The following is a 17,399-nucleotide window of genomic DNA, read 5'->3' as shown; positions in this document are numbered from 1 at the left end:
GGTCTCAATTAAGCAAATCTGGTTTGAGCTAGTTTCAACAGGCCATCAAAGATGAGGCTGTCGACCAACTCAAACTGAATGGCCATACTGGGCGCCATTTTCCAGCCAGCACCACCCGTCATCACACACTGCGGCTCCATGCCGGTGTGGTCTCTTAAATGTTGCACCATGCGCTCGCAAGCGCCAGCAATGGCGTAAGTACCGCCACTGGTCAGGGCATCGCTGGTGTTGGTGGGAAAGGGTCTGACTTCGCCGGTTGGCACATGCAGGCCGGCCGTACCCGACTCCAAGGCCCGCAGCATGATGCCGTGCCCTGGCAAGATCAGCCCGCCTAAAAATTTGCCATGCTGGTCAATGGCTTCCACCGTGACGGCCGTGCCCACCATGACGACGACCAAAGGTTTTTCAATGCCGCGCGCCAACATGCGGTGACGCGCACCGACCATGGCCACCCAACGGTCTGAGCCAAGCCGAGTGGGGTGATCGTAGCCGTTGCTCACGCCCGCTTCTTCGGTGGACGACACCACCCATTGGGGCGTCACATCCCAGATTTCCATTTGTTCTTGGACGCGCCGCTTGACGGCGTCGCCGGCCACCACGCAACCCAACATGCGAGCGGGCGCAGACAAATTGGCCCAGGGCCCATCGGCCAAGGTTTCGATGTTTTCTAAAAATTCGGCACCCTGCGCCAAGACATTGGCTTGGGTGTGGGGCCGATCGTATAGCGCCCACTTCAAGCGGGTGTTACCGACGTCGATGGCCAAAAATGTCATACGCGGATGATAAAGATATTTAGGGCGTTTAGAGCCAACCGCGCTGTGAATTCAACCGAGTCTGCGAGATTTTCAATTCTGTCGCCAAGGCAAGCCGCGTTTGCGCCAGCCACCCAACAAACCCCTGTGGGCGTGGGCATCTGGATCGCCCTCAAAACCTTCTAGGATGTTGTAGGCCTGTACGCCCAATTGGGTTGCCCTTTGAGCAGCGGCAATAGACCTGACACCACTTCTGCAAAGCAAGACCACTTTTTGGCCGTCTTTGGCCAGCGCCTGAATTTCGACATCAAACACTGGGTTGACTTCCATGGCGGGCCATTGCTTCCAGGCAAGTGCTTTGGCATCCGGCACAAAACCAACCCAAGCCCGTTCTGCATCTGAACGCACATCGACCAAAATGGCTTGCCCAGTTTGGACCCACTGCCAAGCCAGCTCAGGAGAAACATCGCCTGCGTAGTTGGCTGCCTTTTGCACGCTGTAAAGATTGGCACGCGTGGCCTCACCCCCTGCATCGTGCCGCATGCCTGAAGTTAAATTGGCAGGCACGGCCTCATCGATTCTTTTGGGCTTTGGCAAATTCAAATTGTCCATGGTGGTTTTAAATTGCTCTAAGTTTTGCCCTGCGGTCCGAATGTTGAATTGCATCTCGTGACTGATACTCGAGTGCGTGCGGCCATGGTAGTCATGGCCTGGCCACACGGTGGTGTGCTCGGGCAGCTTGTACAAAATTTCGGTCAGGCTGTGGTACATGGCCTCTGCACTGCCCGATTGAAAATCGGTGCGGCCACAGCCATTGATCAGCAGGGTATCGCCCGTGAAGACGTGCGAGGCCTCTGGGGTCGACAGGTAAAAACACATGCTGCCAGCGGTGTGGCCAGGTGTGTGCAATGCCTTCAAAGCAAAACTGCCAAAGGGCATCATCTGCCCATCTACCAATTGAACCGCAGCAGTGCCAATGTGACAGCCTTCAGGGGCCGCAGTTTTCACGCCAAAGTGCTCGGCCAACAAACCTGCGCTGGTAATGTGATCGGCGTGGGCATGCGTTTCTAGCGCCCAGCACAGCTTCAAGCCTTTGGCCTGAATCACGGTTTGGTCTCGCTCTAGCTGCTCTACAACCGGGTCAATGATGACCGCGTCCAAGGTGGTGGGGTCGAAGACCAGATAGGTATAGGTGCTGGAAGCTGCGTCAAACAGCTGATGCACTTGGGGTGTTGAAGTACTCATGAATTGGGTCAAGCAAACTTGGTCAACATTTCTGCCACATGCTCCGCAGATTGATCGCCCTGCTCAATCATGCAACCGACCATGGAGAAAAACGCTTTGTCGAGCGCTTTGCGAGAAGCTGCCATTTGCTGGGCAATTTTTTCACAATCAGAATCTGTTTCGATGAGTTTTTGCAAGCCACGCAATTGGCCTTCAATTCGGGCTAGGCGTGCGCACAAGGCTTTCTTTTTTTCTGGATCGGCAATACGGCTCATGGTGTTCTTTCAGAAGAATCTCAAATTATGATAAGTTTTGCCACCTTTTCAAAACAATATTCTGGAACCTATCGACATGTTGGATGTTTTGCACCCTTATTTGATCGCCGCCATAGGCGGCGTGCTGATTGGTATCGCCAGTTGGCTACTTTGGTGGGGCTTAGGCCGAATTGCGGGGGTTAGCAGCATCACTTCTGAAGCCCTGTCAGCCCCCTTGCTTCCCGACAACTGGCGCTGGGCCTTTATAGCCGGTTTGATCGTGGGCGGCACTTTATTGGGCCAGGCCTTAGAGAATCCAGCTTTACCTGAGCGGCCCTTGGCCCTGCTGATTCCTGCTGGACTTTTGGTGGGCGTCGGCACGGTTTGGGGCAGCGGTTGCACCAGCGGCCATGGCGTTTGCGGTCTGGGTCGCCTTTCCTTGCGCTCTTTGGTGGCAGTCTTGACTTTCATGGCTGCGGGCATGGCCACAGTCACGTTGATGCGAGGTGCTGCATGAGCATGAACGAACCTCAAGCAGGCCGACTGGGTCTCTCTTTTACGGCAGGGCTTGTTTTTGCGGCTGGCTTGGTGCTTTCAGGCATGACCCAGCCTCTCAAGGTGATGGGCTTCTTGGACATCACTGCCGTCACCAAAGGTCCTTTTCCGGGTCTTTGGGATCCTACGCTGGCCTTTGTCATGGGCGGCGCGGTTTGCGTCACCCTGCTGGCCTTTGCTTGGACGCATCGCATCGCCAGCAAACCGCTGTTGGCGCCACAATTTCATACCCCTTTAATCAGTCAAATTGACCTGCCTCTGGTGGGCGGCGCTGTGCTGTTTGGCGCCGGTTGGGGTTTGGCCGGCTACTGCCCAGGGCCTGCTTTGGCTTCTGCTTTGCTAAGCACAGACGCCCTCATTTTTACGGGGGCCATGCTGGTGGGCATGTTGATTTGTAAGTCTTTTTTAAGCAAAAAGGCTCAAATTGGAAGTTGACGTTTACGTCAACGTCAATTAGACTGAGGCGCTTCACTTTGTGGACTTATTGAGGCCTTTTTTGAGGCCCTCTTTGCGACCCTCTTTATCCCTCACCGGAACACTGCCATGACCGACTTGTCTGCCGAATTCAAAGCCCTCGCCGAATACCGCCCCACGCACAAAGTACGCTTTGTGACGGCCGCCAGTTTGTTCGACGGCCACGACGCCGCCATCAACATCATGCGCCGCATCTTGCAAAGCATGGGCGCAGAAGTGATTCACTTGGGCCATAACCGTTCGGTCGATGAAGTGGTGACTGCGGCTTTGCAAGAAGACGCTCAAGGCATTGCCATCAGCTCCTACCAAGGCGGCCACGTAGAGTATTTCAAATACATGGTCGACTTATTGCGTCAACGCGGCGGCGAACACATTCAAGTGTTTGGCGGCGGCGGCGGCGTGATTGTTCCGGCCGAAATTCGCGAGTTGCATGCCTATGGCGTGGGCCGCATTTACTCGCCAGAAGACGGTCAGCGCATGGGCTTGGCTGGCATGATTGGCGAGATGGTGATGCGCTGCGACAAAGACATCAGCGCTTACGCCCCCAAAGATTTGAAAGCCATTCAAGGCGGCACAGAGGCCAACTGGCGTTCGTTGTCACAACTCATCACGGTTTTGGAAAACGGCAACGCATCCGCTGACATGGTGGCCGCATTGCGCACCGAAGCCGCCAAGCACAAAGTGCCCGTGTTGGGCATTACCGGCACAGGTGGCGCGGGAAAATCTTCACTCACTGATGAACTGATTCGCCGTTTGCGCTTGGACCAAGGCGACGACTTGCGCATTGCCGTGGTGTCGATCGATCCTTCGCGTCGCAAGAGCGGTGGCGCTTTGCTAGGCGACCGCATTCGCATGAATGCCATCAACCCTTGGCGCAATGGCGCGCGCGTATTCATGCGCAGCTTGGCCACTCGCGATTTTGGCAGCGAAATTTCTGCGGCTTTGCCCGACGTGGTGGCCGCTTGCAAGGTGGCAGGCTTTGATGTTGTCGTGGTTGAGACCTCTGGCATTGGCCAGGGCGATGCCGCCATCGTGCCGCACGTAGATGTGCCGATGTATGTCATGACGCCCGAGTTTGGCGCAGCCAGCCAATTGGAAAAAATCGACATGCTCGACTTTGCCGAGTTTGTGGCCATCAACAAGTTTGACCGCAAAGGCGCCAGCGATGCGCTGCGCGATGTGGCCAAACAAGTTCAACGCAACAAAGAAGCTTGGACCGTGCCCACCGAACAGATGCCCGTGTTTGGCACCATGGCTGCGCGCTTCAACGACGATGGCGTGACAGCTTTGTACCAAGCGCTCAAAGTGCGTTTGGGCGAGCTTGGTTTGAAGTTGAAAGAGGGCTTGTTGCCCGCAGTGGATGTGAGGCACAGCACCAACCAAACACCTGTTGTGCCTGCCGCACGCACCCGCTATTTGGCTGAAATTACTGATACGGTTCGCGGCTACAAAAAACAAGCCCGAGCCCAAGCCAAACTGGCACGTGAAATTCAACAACTGCGCGCAGCCGCTGTCATGTTGGAAGTGGACAAACCCGGTCGGGCTAAAGCCTCCGAAGCCGCCATCGACTTGGCTGCACGGCGTGAAGAAACGCAGGACCCCGGTGCTAAAAAACTCTTGGCCCAATGGCCAGAAATGCAACAAGCCTACGCCGGCGACGAGTACGTGGTCAAAATTCGCGACAAAGAAATTCGCACGGCACTCACGTCTAAAACCTTGTCGGGCACCACCATTCGCAAAGTGTCTTTGCCAACGTACGAAGACCACGGCGAAATTTTGAAATGGTTGATGTTGGACAACGTGCCTGGCAGCTTTCCTTATACCGCCGGCACCTTTGCTTTCAAACGCGAAGGCGAAGACCCCACGCGCATGTTTGCGGGTGAAGGCGATGCCTTCCGCACCAACACACGCTTCAAGCTCTTGAGCGAAGGCATGCCTGCCAAGCGTTTGTCCACCGCCTTTGACTCCGTCACTTTGTACGGCAACGACCCCGATCCGCGTCCCGACATCTACGGCAAAGTGGGCAACTCAGGCGTGAGCATTGCCACGCTGGACGACATGAAGGTGCTGTACGGCGGCTTTGACTTGTGCAACCCCAGCACCAGCGTGTCCATGACCATCAACGGTCCAGCGCCTTCTATCTTGGCCATGTTCATGAACACCGCCATCGATCAAAACTTGGAAAAATTCAAAGCCGACAACGGCCGCGACCCCACCGACACCGAAGCTGCCAAAATTCGCGAATGGGTGTTGGCCAATGTGCGCGGTACCGTGCAAGCCGACATCTTGAAAGAAGACCAAGGCCAAAACACTTGCATCTTCAGCACGGAGTTCAGCCTGAAGGTGATGGGCGACATTGCGCAGTACTTTGTTCACAACGACGTGCGCAACTTTTACTCCGTGTCGATTAGCGGTTATCACATTGCTGAAGCGGGTGCCAACCCCATCAGTCAGTTGGCCTTCACGCTGTCCAATGGCTTTACGTTTGTAGAAGCCTACTTGGCGCGTGGCATGCACATCGATGACTTTGCGCCCAACCTCAGCTTCTTCTTCAGCAACGGCATGGACCCCGAGTACACCGTGCTGGGCCGCGTGGCGCGCCGCATCTGGGCTGTGGCCATGAAGAACAAGTACGGCGCCAACGAGCGCAGCCAGAAGTTGAAGTACCACATTCAAACCTCAGGCCGTTCACTGCACGCGCAAGAGATTCAGTTCAACGACATTCGCACCACATTGCAAGCGCTGATTGCCATTTACGACAATTGCAACTCACTGCACACCAATGCGTTTGACGAAGCCATCACCACGCCCACCGAAGACAGCGTGCGACGTGCCATGGCCATTCAGCTCATCATCAACCGCGAGTGGGGCTTGGCCAAAAACGAAAACCCCAACCAAGGCGCCTTCATCATTGAAGAGCTCACCGAGTTGGTGGAAGAAGCCGTGCTCACTGAGTTTGAAAAAATTGCAGACCGCGGCGGTGTGTTGGGTGCCATGGAAACCGGCTATCAGCGCGGCAAGATTCAAGACGAATCGATGCACTACGAGATGCTCAAGCACACCGGCGAGTACCCCATCATTGGCGTCAACACCTTCCGCAACCCAAAAGGCGACGAAGTGCTCGAGAAGCTGGAACTGGCCCGCTCTACAGACGACGAGAAGAAATCTCAACTCGATCGTTTGCATGCCTTCCACGCCAAACACGCCAAAGAATCGCCTGCCATGTTGGCCCGTTTGCAACAGGCTGTGATTCACAACGACAACGTGTTTGAAGTCTTGATGGATGCCGTGCGTGTTTGCTCATTGGGTCAAATTACCAACGCCCTCTTTGAGGTGGGCGGTCAATACCGCAGAAACATGTAATTCGTATGAATGCATCTTGAAAGTGAACGCAGCAGGGTGAAAGCCCTGCTGATTTACTTTGATTTGCGCTTTGTGAGACATTACGCGCATGAACATCCTTTTCATTGTCGACCCCCTCGCCTCCTTCAAGATCAAGAAGGACACCAGCTTTGCCATGATGCGCGAAGCGCAAAAGCGAGGCCACCAAGTGAGCGCCTGCGAAGTGCCGCACATTCAATGGCAGCGCGGCGAATGCGTCAAAGCGCAAGTGCAAGACCTGCGCTTAACCGGCGACGCCACCACCTGGTACGAGGTCACGGCATCGCGCGAAGCATGGCTCAAAGACTTTGACGCCATCATCATGCGCAAAGACCCGCCCTTCGACAGCGAGTATTTCTACGCCACGCATTTACTCAGCCAAGCCGAGCGCGAAGGCGCCAAGGTCTTCAACAAACCCGAGGCCTTGCGCAACCACCCCGAAAAGCTGGCCATCATGGAATTTCCCCAATTCATTGGGCCCACCTTGGTCACGCGCTCTGCCAGCGCCATCAAAGCCTTTCATGCCGAACACAAAGACATCATCTTGAAACCCTTGGATGGCATGGGCGGCATGGGCATCTTTAGAGTGGGCGCTGATGGCATGAATTTAGGTTCCATCATTGAAACCTTGAACCTTGATGGCGCGCAATCGGTCATGGTGCAAAAGTTTTTACCGGCCATTGCGCAAGGCGACAAGCGCGTCTTGATCATTGGCGGCAAGCCTGTGCCATTTTGCTTGGCACGCATTCCTCAGGGCGGCGAAGTCCGAGGCAACTTGGCCGCAGGCGGCAAGGGTGTGGCCCAGCCTTTGAACGACAACGACCGCGCTATTGCAGAAAGCGTGGGAGCCGTCTTGGCACCCCGTGGTTTGCTATTAATTGGACTCGATGTCATAGGCACCCACGTGACCGAAATTAACGTCACCAGTCCCACGTGCTTCCAAGAAATTTTTGATCAGACCGGCTGTGATGTAGCGGCCCTCTACATCGACGCGCTGGAGGCTGCAGTTAAAGCGGCTTAAGCCAAGGGCTTTTCTGCTTCAAGCAAAACGCCGTCCCTAAACACCATCACCTCGCCGGGCACAAAAGCGGTCCAAGGCTCGTCCAGCGTCAAGGGCGCGGTGACCACCACGGCCACTCGGTCTGAGGGGTTGGTTTGCTCGGCAAAGTTCACCTGCACATCTTCGTCTTTGAGGGTGGCAGTTTTAAACGGATATTTGCGCAGCACATAGTGCAAGTCGGTGGTGGCATGCGCCCACAAAGCTTGTCCGTTAGACAACAAAAAATTAAAGGTGCCGTGCTTCGAAATTTGCGGTACCAACTCGCGCAATGTGAGCGTCAACTCTGCCACACTGGGGACTGATGCATGCGACTTGGACAGCTCCTGCATGAGCCAACAAAACGCGCGCTCGCTGTCGGTTTGTCCCACGGGGTGAAAGTGCCCATGCAAGCGCGGATGAAAATTTTCTAAATTGCCGTTGTGCGCAAACACCCAATAGCGCCCCCACAACTCCCGCACAAAAGGATGGCAATTTTCAAGTGCCACCTCACCCTGCGTGGCCTTGCGAATGTGCGCAATGACATTTTCACTTTTGATCGGATAGCGCCTGATGAGCTCGGCCACAGGCGACTTGCTGGCCTCTTGGTGATCTACAAAATGCCGCACCCCCACGCCCTCAAAAAAAGCGATGCCCCAGCCATCTGAATGATGGTCGGTGACACCACCTCTTTGCGAGAAGCCACTGAAACTGAAGGTGGCATCGGTGGGCGTGTTGCAATTCATGCCCAAGAGTTGGCACATGCTCAATGTTCTCCGGTTAAGACAACCTGCTCGTAGGCGTGCAAAGATGGCAAGCCACCGGTGTGCAAGAACAACACGTTCTCGTCGGGCTTGAAGTAGCCTTGGCGTGCCAAGCCAATCAGGCCCGCCATGATTTTGCCGGTGTAAACAGGGTCTAACAAAATGCCTTCGCTGCGCGCCAGCATTTGCACCGCTTCCACCATCATGTCATTGGGAATGGAATATTTGGGTTGCCAGTAGCCTCCCACACTGACCACTTTGTCGCGTGGAATGGTCAAGCCCACATTGAGCAAATCGGCTACCGCTTGGGCTTCTTTGTAAACCAGTGGTTCTTGGTCTGCTGGGTCACGACTGACGCCAATGCCCACAATGGGAATGTCAATGTGATTGCCTAAAAAACCAGCCAACAAACCGCCGTGCGTGCCAGAACTGCCCGAACCCACCACCACGCGATCGATGCGAACCCCCATGTCATAAAACTGTTGCTGCAACTCTTGTGCGCATGCCACATAGCCCAAGCCACCTAATGCATTGGAGCCGCCACCGGGAATGATGTAGGCCTTGCCGCCTTGAGCGGCCACTTCGTCGGCCACCTTCTGCATAGCCTCGGCCATGTTGCTGCCACCCGGCACCACCGTGATGGCTTCGACACCCATCAGGTTGAACATGAAGTTGTTGCCGCTGGCCGTGTGGCTGTAGCTGTTGGGCACGCGCTCTTCAATGACAAAGCGGCACCGCAAACCTTCTTTGACCGCAGCCGCCAACGTGATGCGGCAATGGTTGGACTGCGGTGCGCCGCAAGTGACCAGTGTGGTCGCACCTTTTTCTAGCGCATCAGCGGCCAAGAATTCCAACTTGCGCGTTTTGTTGCCGCCCGGAAAGAGGCCCAACATGTCGTCCCGTTTGATCCACACGCGCGGACCTTTGCCACCGGGGCAAGTAGCAGCCAAGGCCTGGCTAAAGCGCTGCGCAAATTCCAGGGGCGTGGGGTGCTCGGTGTAAATGCGGCGTGGGAAACGAGACAAGTCCATGGTGACAATCTTTCTCTGAAAAATATAGCAACATCTTAGAACAGAACACGGCCAAGACCACTTCCAAAAAATGAAAGGCGGTATGCCAGCCCTGTTAAGGAAGTCATACCGCCTGAGAACCTCAAGGCGCCGTTGGCGCCAAGGGGCTGTGACGAATTAAGCCGCAGCCTTCACTTTCAAACGCCATGCGTGCAGCAAAGGCTCGGTATAACCGCTGGGTTGCTCTTTGCCTTTGAACACCAAGTCGCAAGCAGCTTGGTAAGCCTTGGATGTTTTGAAATTGCCGGCCATCTTTTGGTACAAAGCATCGCCTGCATTTTGTTGGTCCACCACGGCCGCCATGCGCTCCATCGTGGCCTTCACTTGCGCTTCGGTCACCACGCCATGTGCCAACCAGTTGGCAATGTGTTGGCTGCTGATGCGCAAGGTGGCTCGGTCTTCCATCAAACCCACGCCATGGATGTCAGGCACTTTAGAGCAGCCCACACCTTGATCCACCCAACGCACCACGTAGCCCAAGATACCTTGTGCGTTGTTGTCGAGTTCGTCTTGCTTGTCCTTCGCAGTCCACTCTGCCGCTTGTGCTGGCGTGACCACAGGGAACTGCAACAACTTGTTCAAAGTTTCTTCGCGCAGGTGTTTGGCGCTTTGCTTGGCAATGGTTTTTTCCATCTGCTTTTGCAAGGCGGGCACGTTCACTTGGTGATAGTGCATGGCGTGCAAGGTGGCCGCTGTGGGGCTGGGTACCCAAGCGGTATTGGCGCCCGCATTGGGGTGTCCAATTTTTTGTTTCAACATGTCGGCCATCAAATCAGGCATGGCCCACATGCCCTTGCCAATTTGTGCACGACCGCGCAGGCCAGCTTGCAAACCCACAGCCACGTTGGCTCTCTCATAAGCACCCAACCAGGTGCTGCCCTTGATGTCGCCCTTGCGCATCACGGGGCCTGCCAACATGCAGGTGTGCATTTCGTCGCCGGTGCGGTCCAAGAAGCCGGTGTTGATAAAGGCCACGCGCGATTTGGCAGCGGCAATACAGGCGGCCAAGTTGGCGCTGGTGCGGCGCTCTTCGTCCATGATGCCCAGCTTCACAGTCGAAGGCTTCAAGCCCAAGACTTTTTCAACACGGCCAAACAAAGTATCGGCAAAGCCCACTTCTTTGGGGCCATGCATTTTGGGTTTCACGATGTACACGCTGCCGGTACGGCTGTTGCGGAAATCGGCACCCTTCTTTTTCTGCAAGTCCACCATGGCGCAGGTGGTCGTGATCATGGCGTCCATGATGCCTTCAGGAATTTCTTTTTGGGTGCCGTCTGCGGCGTTGTACAAAATAGCAGGGTTGGTCATGAGGTGACCCACATTGCGCACGAACAACAAGGAGCGGCCATGCAGCACTTCGGTGCCTTTGCCGCTTGGCTTGGTGTACACGCGGTCTGCATTCAAAGTGCGCTTGAATGTTTTGCCACCCTTTTGCACTTCTTCAGACAAGCTGCCTTGCAAGATGCCCAGCCAGTTGCTGTAGGCCAAGACTTTGTCTTCGGCGTCCACTGCGGCCACCGAGTCTTCCAAGTCAAGAATGGTTGAAAGAGCAGATTCAGCGACCAAATCGGACACGCCTGCAGGGTCTGTTTTGCCAATGGCATGCGCCTTGTTGATTTGCAAATCGAGGTGCAAACCGTTGTGCTTAAACAGCAAGGATGTGGGTGCTTTGGCATCGCCTTGGAAGCCTACAAACTGTTTAGCATCAGCCAAAGTGGTGTTGCCAGATTTGAGGCTAACCACCAACTTGCCACCCTTCACGCTGTAGCCCGTGCTGTCAATGTGCGAGCCCTTTTTCAAAGGTGCGCAACGGTCGAGCACATAGCGGCAGTACTCAATCACTTTGGCGCCGCGCTTGGGGTTGTAGCCCGTGCCTTTTTCGCAACCATTGGCTTCGCTCAATGCATCGGTGCCATACAAAGCGTCGTACAAAGAACCCCAACGCGCATTGGCGGCGTTCAAGGCATAACGTGCATTCAAAATAGGCACCACCAACTGAGGCCCGGCCAACACAGCCAACTCTGCATCCACGTTTTGCGTGGTGGCTTTGGGGCTCTTGGGTTCGGGCACCAAGTAACCAATCGATGTCAAATGTTTGCGATAAGCCTTCATGGCTTTGGCATCGACCAAGGGTCCTGGATTGGCGGTGTGCCACTTGTCCATTTCCAATTGAATGCGATCGCGCTCAGCCAACAAGGCAATGTTCTGTGGCGCCAAATCTTTGACGATGCCATCGAAGCCAGCCCAAAAAGCCTTGCTCTTCACGCCCACTGCCGGCAAGACTTGGTCTTCAATAAAACGGTACAAAGGGGTGGCCACGTGCAGGCCATGGATGCTGGTGCGTTGGGTCATGAAAGCCTCTTCAAAAGTAAAAAATAAACGGGTTTGGGCTGCACATAGATGCATTTCGCCCAGATAAGCCTCACTTTATTCGATGTTTGGGTGTAAATAAATCAGACAAACATCCTTTGACTTGTGACTTTTTAGCAAAGATTGAGCCCCAAATCGTTCAAAACTTGAGAAAATAAGGATCCAATCAGCTAACTCAAGCCCATAAGGTCTGCCCCATGACAAGCCCCCCATCATTGCCGTACGAGGGCATTCGCGTGGTCGAATTTACCCACATGGTGATGGGGCCCACCTGCGGCATGGTCTTGGCCGATCTGGGTGCCGAGGTCATCAAGGTTGAGCCCGTGGGCCATGGCCGAGAGGGCGACAGCACCCGCCAACTGATGGGGTCGGGCGCTGGATTTTTTCCGCTCTTCAATCGGAATAAAAAAAGCTTGGCCCTCGACCTGCAAACACCCGAAGGCAAGGAAGCCGCACTGCGTTTAATTGCCACTGCCGACATCGTGGCCGAAAACTTCAAAGCGGGCACCATGAAAAAACTAGGGCTCGACTACCAAACCCTGAAAAAACTCAACCCCCGACTGATTTACGTTTCACTCAAAGGCTTTTTGCCAGGTCCCTACGAACACCGCACCGCCCTCGATGAAGTGGTCCAAATGATGGGCGGCTTGGCCTACATGACCGGCAGACCAGGCGACCCATTGCGTGCAGGCGCCAGTGTCAACGACATCATGGGCGGCATGTTTGGGGCCATGGGCGCCATGGCCGCTTTGGCCCAACGCGCACAAACCGGTGAGGGTCAAGAAGTGCAAAGTGCGCTGTTTGAAAACAATGTGCTCTTGGTGGCGCAGCACATGCTGCAGTACCAAGTGACAGGGCAAGCCGCCAAGCCCATGCCCGCTCGCATTTCAGCATGGGCCATCTACGACGTGTTTGAGGTGAAAGATGGCGAACAGATCTTTTTAGCTGTGGTCAGTGACACTGCTTGGAAAATCTTTTGCAAAGTATTTGACTATGCCGACCTGCTCTCGGACCCCCGTCTCACCAGCAACAACGCGCGTGTTACCCAGCGGGAGTGGCTGATTCCCTTGTTGCGAGAAAGATTGCGCGTGCATTCTTCCAAGCACCTCAGCGAGGTCTTCGAAAAAAATGCTTTGCCCTATGCGCCCATTACGCCGCCTCACGAATTGCTAGACGATGAACACCTAAAAGCCACCGGCGGCTTGGCGCCACTTTCATTGAGTGATGGCAGCGAAGTTCAAACCGTTCTGTTGCCCATCACCCTCAATCAAGAGCGCCTGAAAGTGCGATCAGGCGTGCCTGGCTTGGGTGAACACAATGCCGATGTCTTGGGCAGCTTAGGGTACAGCGCAAGCGACATTGAAAAGTTCCAGCAATCTCTTCCTTCATCTCCTTCAAGCTCAACTGGCAAAGGCTGACCATGGACAAACTCAAAGTTTTTGAATCCTTTGTTTCGGTAGCCACCAAAGGCAGTCTAAGTGCCGCTGCCCGCGCCGAAGGTGTGGCCCCAGCCATTATTGGCAGACGCTTGGATGCACTTGAATCGCATCTGGGCGTCAAACTTTTATTGCGCACCACCAGGCGCATTAGCCTGACCCACGAAGGCAGCGCTTTTTTAGAAAACTGCCAGCGCTTGCTCAGTGATGTGGCCAACGCAGAAGACAGTGTGTCTGCAGGCGGCCTGAAGGCCAGTGGTCACTTGCGCATTACCGCGCCAGCGGGCTTTGGAAGGCGACACGTGGCGCCCTTGGCACCCCTGTTCCATGCGCAAAACCCCGACGTCAAAATTTCCTTGAATTTGAGCGACAGAGTGATTGACTTGGCCGCCGAAGGCTTCGACTTTGCGGTACGAGTGGGCGACTTGCCAGACTCCTCCTTGGTCAGTGTGCGCCTGTCAGACAACCGGCGCCTGTGCGTGGCCACACCCGCTTATTTGCAAAAGCATGGCACGCCCAAACACCCCTCTGATTTGATGCAGCACAGCTGTTTGACGCTGTCTAGCGACGCCTCCCAAACTCGCGGCTGGGCCTTCAAAGCCCAAAATCCAGAAGATTCTGAATCGCCTGAGGTTTTTCACATTCGACCCCACGGGCCCTTGGACTGTTCCGACGGACAAGTCTTGCACAGCTGGTGTTTGGCCGGCATGGGCGTCGCCTGGCGTAGCACTTGGGAGGTAGAAAACGACATCCGATCTGGCAAATTGGTCGAGGTTTTGGCCGATTTTGCTGCGCCGCCCAATGGCATTTACGGCGTTTTCCCCCAACGCAAGCACCTGCCCCTCCGATTGCGCCTTTGGATCGACTTTTTAAAGCATCACTACAGCTTGCCCGCAACTTGGCAAAGCGCCCCGTAAAATCGGGGGATGCTTCAAGCCAAACAAGAATTACTCTCGGCCCTCGCCGCCGAACTCGAACGCCTGCACGCTGGTGCCGGTGCCAAAGCCACTTTTGAGTCACCCAAGGTGGCAGCCCATGGCGATTTAGCCTGCACGGCCGCCATGCACCTGGCCAAACCTTTGGGTCAAAACCCTAGGCAAGTGGGCGAAGCTTTGCGCACAGCCCTCATGGCCACGCCTGCTTTTAGCCAATGGGTTGAAAGCATCGACATTGCGGGCCCAGGTTTTTTGAACCTCAAACTCAAGCCCAGCGCCAAACAAGCGGTGGTCAAAGAAGTGCTGCACGCCGCTTCTTGCTTTGGTAAACAAGCCGAGCGCAATGAAAAAGTCTTGGTGGAGTTTGTCTCCGCCAATCCCACGGGTCCTTTGCATGTGGGCCATGGCCGTCAAGCGGCACTGGGCGATGCCATTTGCAATTTGTTTGCCACGCAAGGTTGGTCTGTTTACCGCGAGTTCTACTACAACGACGCGGGCGTGCAAATCAACACCTTGGCCACCTCCACGCAATTGCGCGCGCAAGGCTTCAAGCCCGGTGATGCGCAGTGGCCCAGCGGTGAAAACGCGGCGGCCTACAACGGCGACTACATCCAAGATATTGCGCAAGATTTTTTGGCTAAGAAGACTGTCAAGTCAGACGACCGCGAATTTACTGGCAGTGGCGACCTGAACGATTTGAATGGCATGCGCGAATTTGCAGTGGCCTATTTGCGCCACGAGCAAGACCTCGACCTCAAAGCCTTCGACGTTAAGTTTGACAACTACTACCTCGAGTCCAGCCTCTACACCAGCGGCCGAGTTGACAGTGCGGTTAAGAAATTACAAGAAGCCGGCAAGACCTACGAACAAGACGGCGCGCTGTGGCTCAAGTCCACCGACTACGGTGACGACAAAGACCGCGTGATGCGCAAAGGCGACAGCACCTACACCTACTTTGTGCCCGATGTGGCGTACCACATCACCAAGTGGGAGCGCGGCTTCACCAAGGTGGTCAATATTCAAGGCACCGATCACCACGGCACCATTGCCCGCGTGCGCGCTGGCTTGCAGGCTGCTGGCGTGGGCATTCCACAAGGCTACCCTGACTACGTCTTGCACACCATGGTGCGTGTGATGCGCGGTGGCGAAGAAGTCAAAATTTCAAAACGCGCAGGTAGCTACGTGACCTTGCGCGACCTCATTGAGTGGACCAGCAAAGACGCGGTGCGTTTCTTCTTGCTCAGCCGCAAGCCCGACACCGAGTACGTGTTTGACATTGATTTGGCACTGGCCCAAAACAACGACAACCCCGTGTACTACGTGCAATATGCGCATGCGCGCATTCACTCCATCTTGCGCACCTGGGGCGGCGATGTGGCCAGCTTGGCCCAAGCCGACTTGTCGACTTTGGAAAATCCAAAAGCGCAAGCGCTCATGTTGCTCTTGGCCAAATACCCTGAAATGTTGACGGCTGCTGCGCAAGACTTTGCACCGCATGACGTCACCTTCTACTTGCGTGACTTAGCCGCCAGCTATCACAGCTACTACGATGCTGAACGCATCTTGGTAGACGATGAAAATCAAAAACTGGGTCGCTTGGCTTTGGTGGCCGCTTGCGCACAAGTCTTGCAAAATGGCTTGAAAATTTTGGGTGTGTCCGCACCTGAACAGATGTAACACGGCGGCATCGTCATCAGTCCTTCAATTTACGGCTCACTTTCATAAGAACCCACACCATGTCCCAATCCAACATTCAAAGCCAACACGGCGGCACCTTGCTGGGATTTATTCTGGGCCTGGTCATTGGCCTGACGGTTGCCCTGGGGGTGGCCATGTATGTGACCAAGGTTCCCATGCCCTTTAGCAACAAGAATCTCAGCCGCTCGGCCGAGCAAGATGCCGTTGAAGCGCAGAAAAACAAAGACTGGAATCCCAACAGCGCCATTCAGGCCAAGCCAGCTGCCGCGCCAGAAGGCCCCGCCGATGGCGCAACCCCTGCCAATGGCGCTTCCGCCGGCGCAGCGCCTGCCGCACCAGCCGCACCTGCGGTTGCAGCAGACCCATTGGCCGACTTGATGAAGAATAAATCGGCAGGCAGCGCTCCTCCAGCAACATCGCAGCCGGCATCCGCCCCCCCCGCTGCGGCCACACCCCAGCCAGCTGCGACACCTGCTGCCGGCAGCAAGGCCAGCAACAGTGCTGACCCCTTCACCTATTTTGTGCAAGCAGGCGCATTCAAGACGGCTACCGATGCCGACGCACAGAAAGCCAAGCTGTCGATGATGGGCATTGAGGCCAAGGTCAGCGAGCGAGAGCAAGCTGGTCGTATCATTTACAGGGTTAGAAGCGGGCCGTTTGATGACAAAGAACAAGCCGAAAAAATCAAGACTCGCTTAGATTCCAGTGGCATGGATGCGGCCTTGGTTCGCGTTCAACGCTAAACAACATATTCCAGGAGCGTCCCATGAAACGTCGTGAATTTTCAATTGCCACTTTAGGCTCAATCGGTCTGAGCACTCCCCTCTTTGCACAAGGCCCTGCTAAGTTTGTGGCCGGCAAGGATTACATGAAGCTTGACCGGGTGGTGCCCACCGAAACAGAGGCCGGCAAAATTGAGCTCATCGAATTCTTTTGGTACAGCTGCCCCCACTGCAATGCCTTCGAACCGAGCTTTGCCCAATGGATCAAAAATGCGCCCAAAGATGTGGTGGTTCGCCGCGTTCCCGTGGCCTTTCGCGATGATTTTGGGCCGCAACAACGTTTGTTTTTCACACTGGAAGCCATGGGCTTGCTTGAGAAATTACATGTCAAAGTTTTCCAAGCTGTGCATGTGGAGCGTTTGCCCTTGAACACCGAGGCCAGCATCCAAACTTGGATCGAAAAACAAGGCGTCGACAAAGCCAAGTTTGCAGACACCTACAAGTCGTTTGGCGTGGTCAGCAAAGTCAAACGCGCTGTGCAGTTACAAAACGATTTCAAAATTGAGGGCGTGCCTTCCTTGGGCGTGGCTGGCCGGTTCTATACCGACGGCACCTTGGCGGGCAGCATGGACAGGGCTTTGCAAGTGACCGATTCTTTGTTGGCGCTGGTTCGTCAAGGTCGTGCCTGATTTTTGAGTGTGTTGCACATCAGCCCGCTTCGGCGGGCT

At 55.2% G+C, this 17,399-nt stretch carries 15 protein-coding genes and 1 pseudogene; 9 read left to right on the top strand and 7 right to left on the bottom strand.

Annotated features, from left to right (window positions below; genetic code table 11):
• Positions 1-8: 8 nt before the first annotated feature.
• The 4 genes and pseudogenes from AMM03_RS08165 to AMM03_RS08155 form a co-directional block, all read right to left on the bottom strand.
• Positions 9-773 (bottom strand): type III pantothenate kinase, encoded by a 765-nt coding sequence (locus AMM03_RS08165; RefSeq protein ID WP_090130252.1) that lies wholly within the window; start codon positions 771-773, stop codon positions 9-11.
• A 72-nt stretch (positions 774-845) separates the two neighbouring features.
• Positions 846-1,295 (bottom strand): rhodanese-like domain-containing protein, encoded by a 450-nt coding sequence (locus tag AMM03_RS14280; RefSeq protein WP_228764635.1) that lies wholly within the window; start codon positions 1,293-1,295, stop codon positions 846-848.
• A gap of 174 nt (positions 1,296-1,469) precedes the next feature.
• A pseudogene (locus AMM03_RS14275) lies at positions 1,470-1,997 on the bottom strand (MBL fold metallo-hydrolase); the annotation flags it as partial.
• A gap of 8 nt (positions 1,998-2,005) precedes the next feature.
• A complete protein-coding gene (locus AMM03_RS08155) occupies positions 2,006-2,251 on the bottom strand; it encodes a metal-sensing transcriptional repressor (protein ID WP_090130248.1) in 246 nt (81 codons plus the stop codon).
• 76 nt (positions 2,252-2,327) lie between these two features.
• Between AMM03_RS08155 and AMM03_RS08150 the strand changes: the two genes are divergently transcribed.
• The 4 genes from AMM03_RS08150 to gshB all read left to right on the top strand — a co-directional run bounded on the left by AMM03_RS08150 (position 2,328) and on the right by gshB (position 7,661).
• Positions 2,328-2,747, top strand: coding sequence for a YeeE/YedE family protein (locus AMM03_RS08150; RefSeq protein WP_090130246.1), 420 nt, complete (start codon positions 2,328-2,330; stop codon positions 2,745-2,747).
• Positions 2,748-2,749: 2 nt separating this feature from the next.
• On the top strand, positions 2,750-3,220 hold the full coding sequence (locus AMM03_RS08145) for a DUF6691 family protein (protein ID WP_090130800.1): 471 nt from the start codon (positions 2,750-2,752) through the stop codon (positions 3,218-3,220).
• A gap of 108 nt (positions 3,221-3,328) precedes the next feature.
• Positions 3,329-6,622 (top strand): fused isobutyryl-CoA mutase/GTPase IcmF, encoded by a 3,294-nt coding sequence (icmF, locus tag AMM03_RS08140; protein ID WP_090130244.1) that lies wholly within the window; start codon positions 3,329-3,331, stop codon positions 6,620-6,622.
• Between the two features lie 88 nt (positions 6,623-6,710).
• A complete protein-coding gene (gshB, locus tag AMM03_RS08135) occupies positions 6,711-7,661 on the top strand; it encodes a glutathione synthase (RefSeq protein WP_090130241.1) in 951 nt (316 codons plus the stop codon).
• Here gshB and AMM03_RS08130 read toward each other — a convergent pair.
• The 3 genes from AMM03_RS08130 to AMM03_RS08120 all read right to left on the bottom strand — a co-directional run bounded on the left by AMM03_RS08130 (position 7,658) and on the right by AMM03_RS08120 (position 11,862).
• Positions 7,658-8,440: a class II glutamine amidotransferase gene (locus tag AMM03_RS08130; protein WP_090130238.1), complete on the bottom strand. Its 783-nt coding sequence runs from the start codon at positions 8,438-8,440 to the stop codon at positions 7,658-7,660. The genes gshB and AMM03_RS08130 overlap by 4 nt on opposite strands.
• A gap of 2 nt (positions 8,441-8,442) precedes the next feature.
• Positions 8,443-9,471 (bottom strand): D-cysteate sulfo-lyase, encoded by a 1,029-nt coding sequence (locus tag AMM03_RS08125; protein ID WP_090130236.1) that lies wholly within the window; start codon positions 9,469-9,471, stop codon positions 8,443-8,445.
• Positions 9,472-9,627: 156 nt separating this feature from the next.
• Positions 9,628-11,862 carry a malate synthase G gene (locus AMM03_RS08120; protein WP_090130234.1) on the bottom strand — a complete coding sequence of 745 codons (2,235 nt, stop codon included), beginning with the start codon at positions 11,860-11,862 and terminating at the stop codon, positions 9,628-9,630.
• Between the two features lie 215 nt (positions 11,863-12,077).
• Between AMM03_RS08120 and AMM03_RS08115 the strand changes: the two genes are divergently transcribed.
• From AMM03_RS08115 to AMM03_RS08095, 5 genes are read left to right on the top strand one after another with little or no spacing between them, the layout of a single operon-like run.
• A complete protein-coding gene (locus tag AMM03_RS08115; RefSeq protein ID WP_090130232.1) occupies positions 12,078-13,298 on the top strand; it encodes a CaiB/BaiF CoA transferase family protein in 1,221 nt (406 codons plus the stop codon).
• A 2-nt stretch (positions 13,299-13,300) separates the two neighbouring features.
• Positions 13,301-14,233, top strand: a complete 933-nt coding sequence (locus AMM03_RS08110) for a LysR family transcriptional regulator (RefSeq protein WP_090130230.1) — start codon at positions 13,301-13,303, stop codon at positions 14,231-14,233.
• A gap of 9 nt (positions 14,234-14,242) precedes the next feature.
• A complete protein-coding gene (argS, locus tag AMM03_RS08105) occupies positions 14,243-15,928 on the top strand; it encodes an arginine--tRNA ligase (protein WP_090130228.1) in 1,686 nt (561 codons plus the stop codon).
• A 59-nt stretch (positions 15,929-15,987) separates the two neighbouring features.
• Positions 15,988-16,692 (top strand): SPOR domain-containing protein, encoded by a 705-nt coding sequence (locus AMM03_RS08100; protein WP_090130227.1) that lies wholly within the window; start codon positions 15,988-15,990, stop codon positions 16,690-16,692.
• Positions 16,693-16,715: 23 nt separating this feature from the next.
• Entirely contained in the window at positions 16,716-17,360 is a 645-nt protein-coding gene (locus tag AMM03_RS08095) for a thiol:disulfide interchange protein DsbA/DsbL (protein ID WP_090130225.1), read from the top strand.
• The last annotated feature ends 39 nt before the right edge of the window (positions 17,361-17,399 follow it).

Source organism: Limnohabitans sp. Rim11 (assembly GCF_001269365.1).
In the GTDB taxonomy this organism is placed as follows: Bacteria; Pseudomonadota; Gammaproteobacteria; order Burkholderiales; family Burkholderiaceae_C; genus Limnohabitans_A.
Note: the sequence above shows the minus strand (reverse complement) of the source record. Positions and strands in the feature narration are given on the sequence as shown.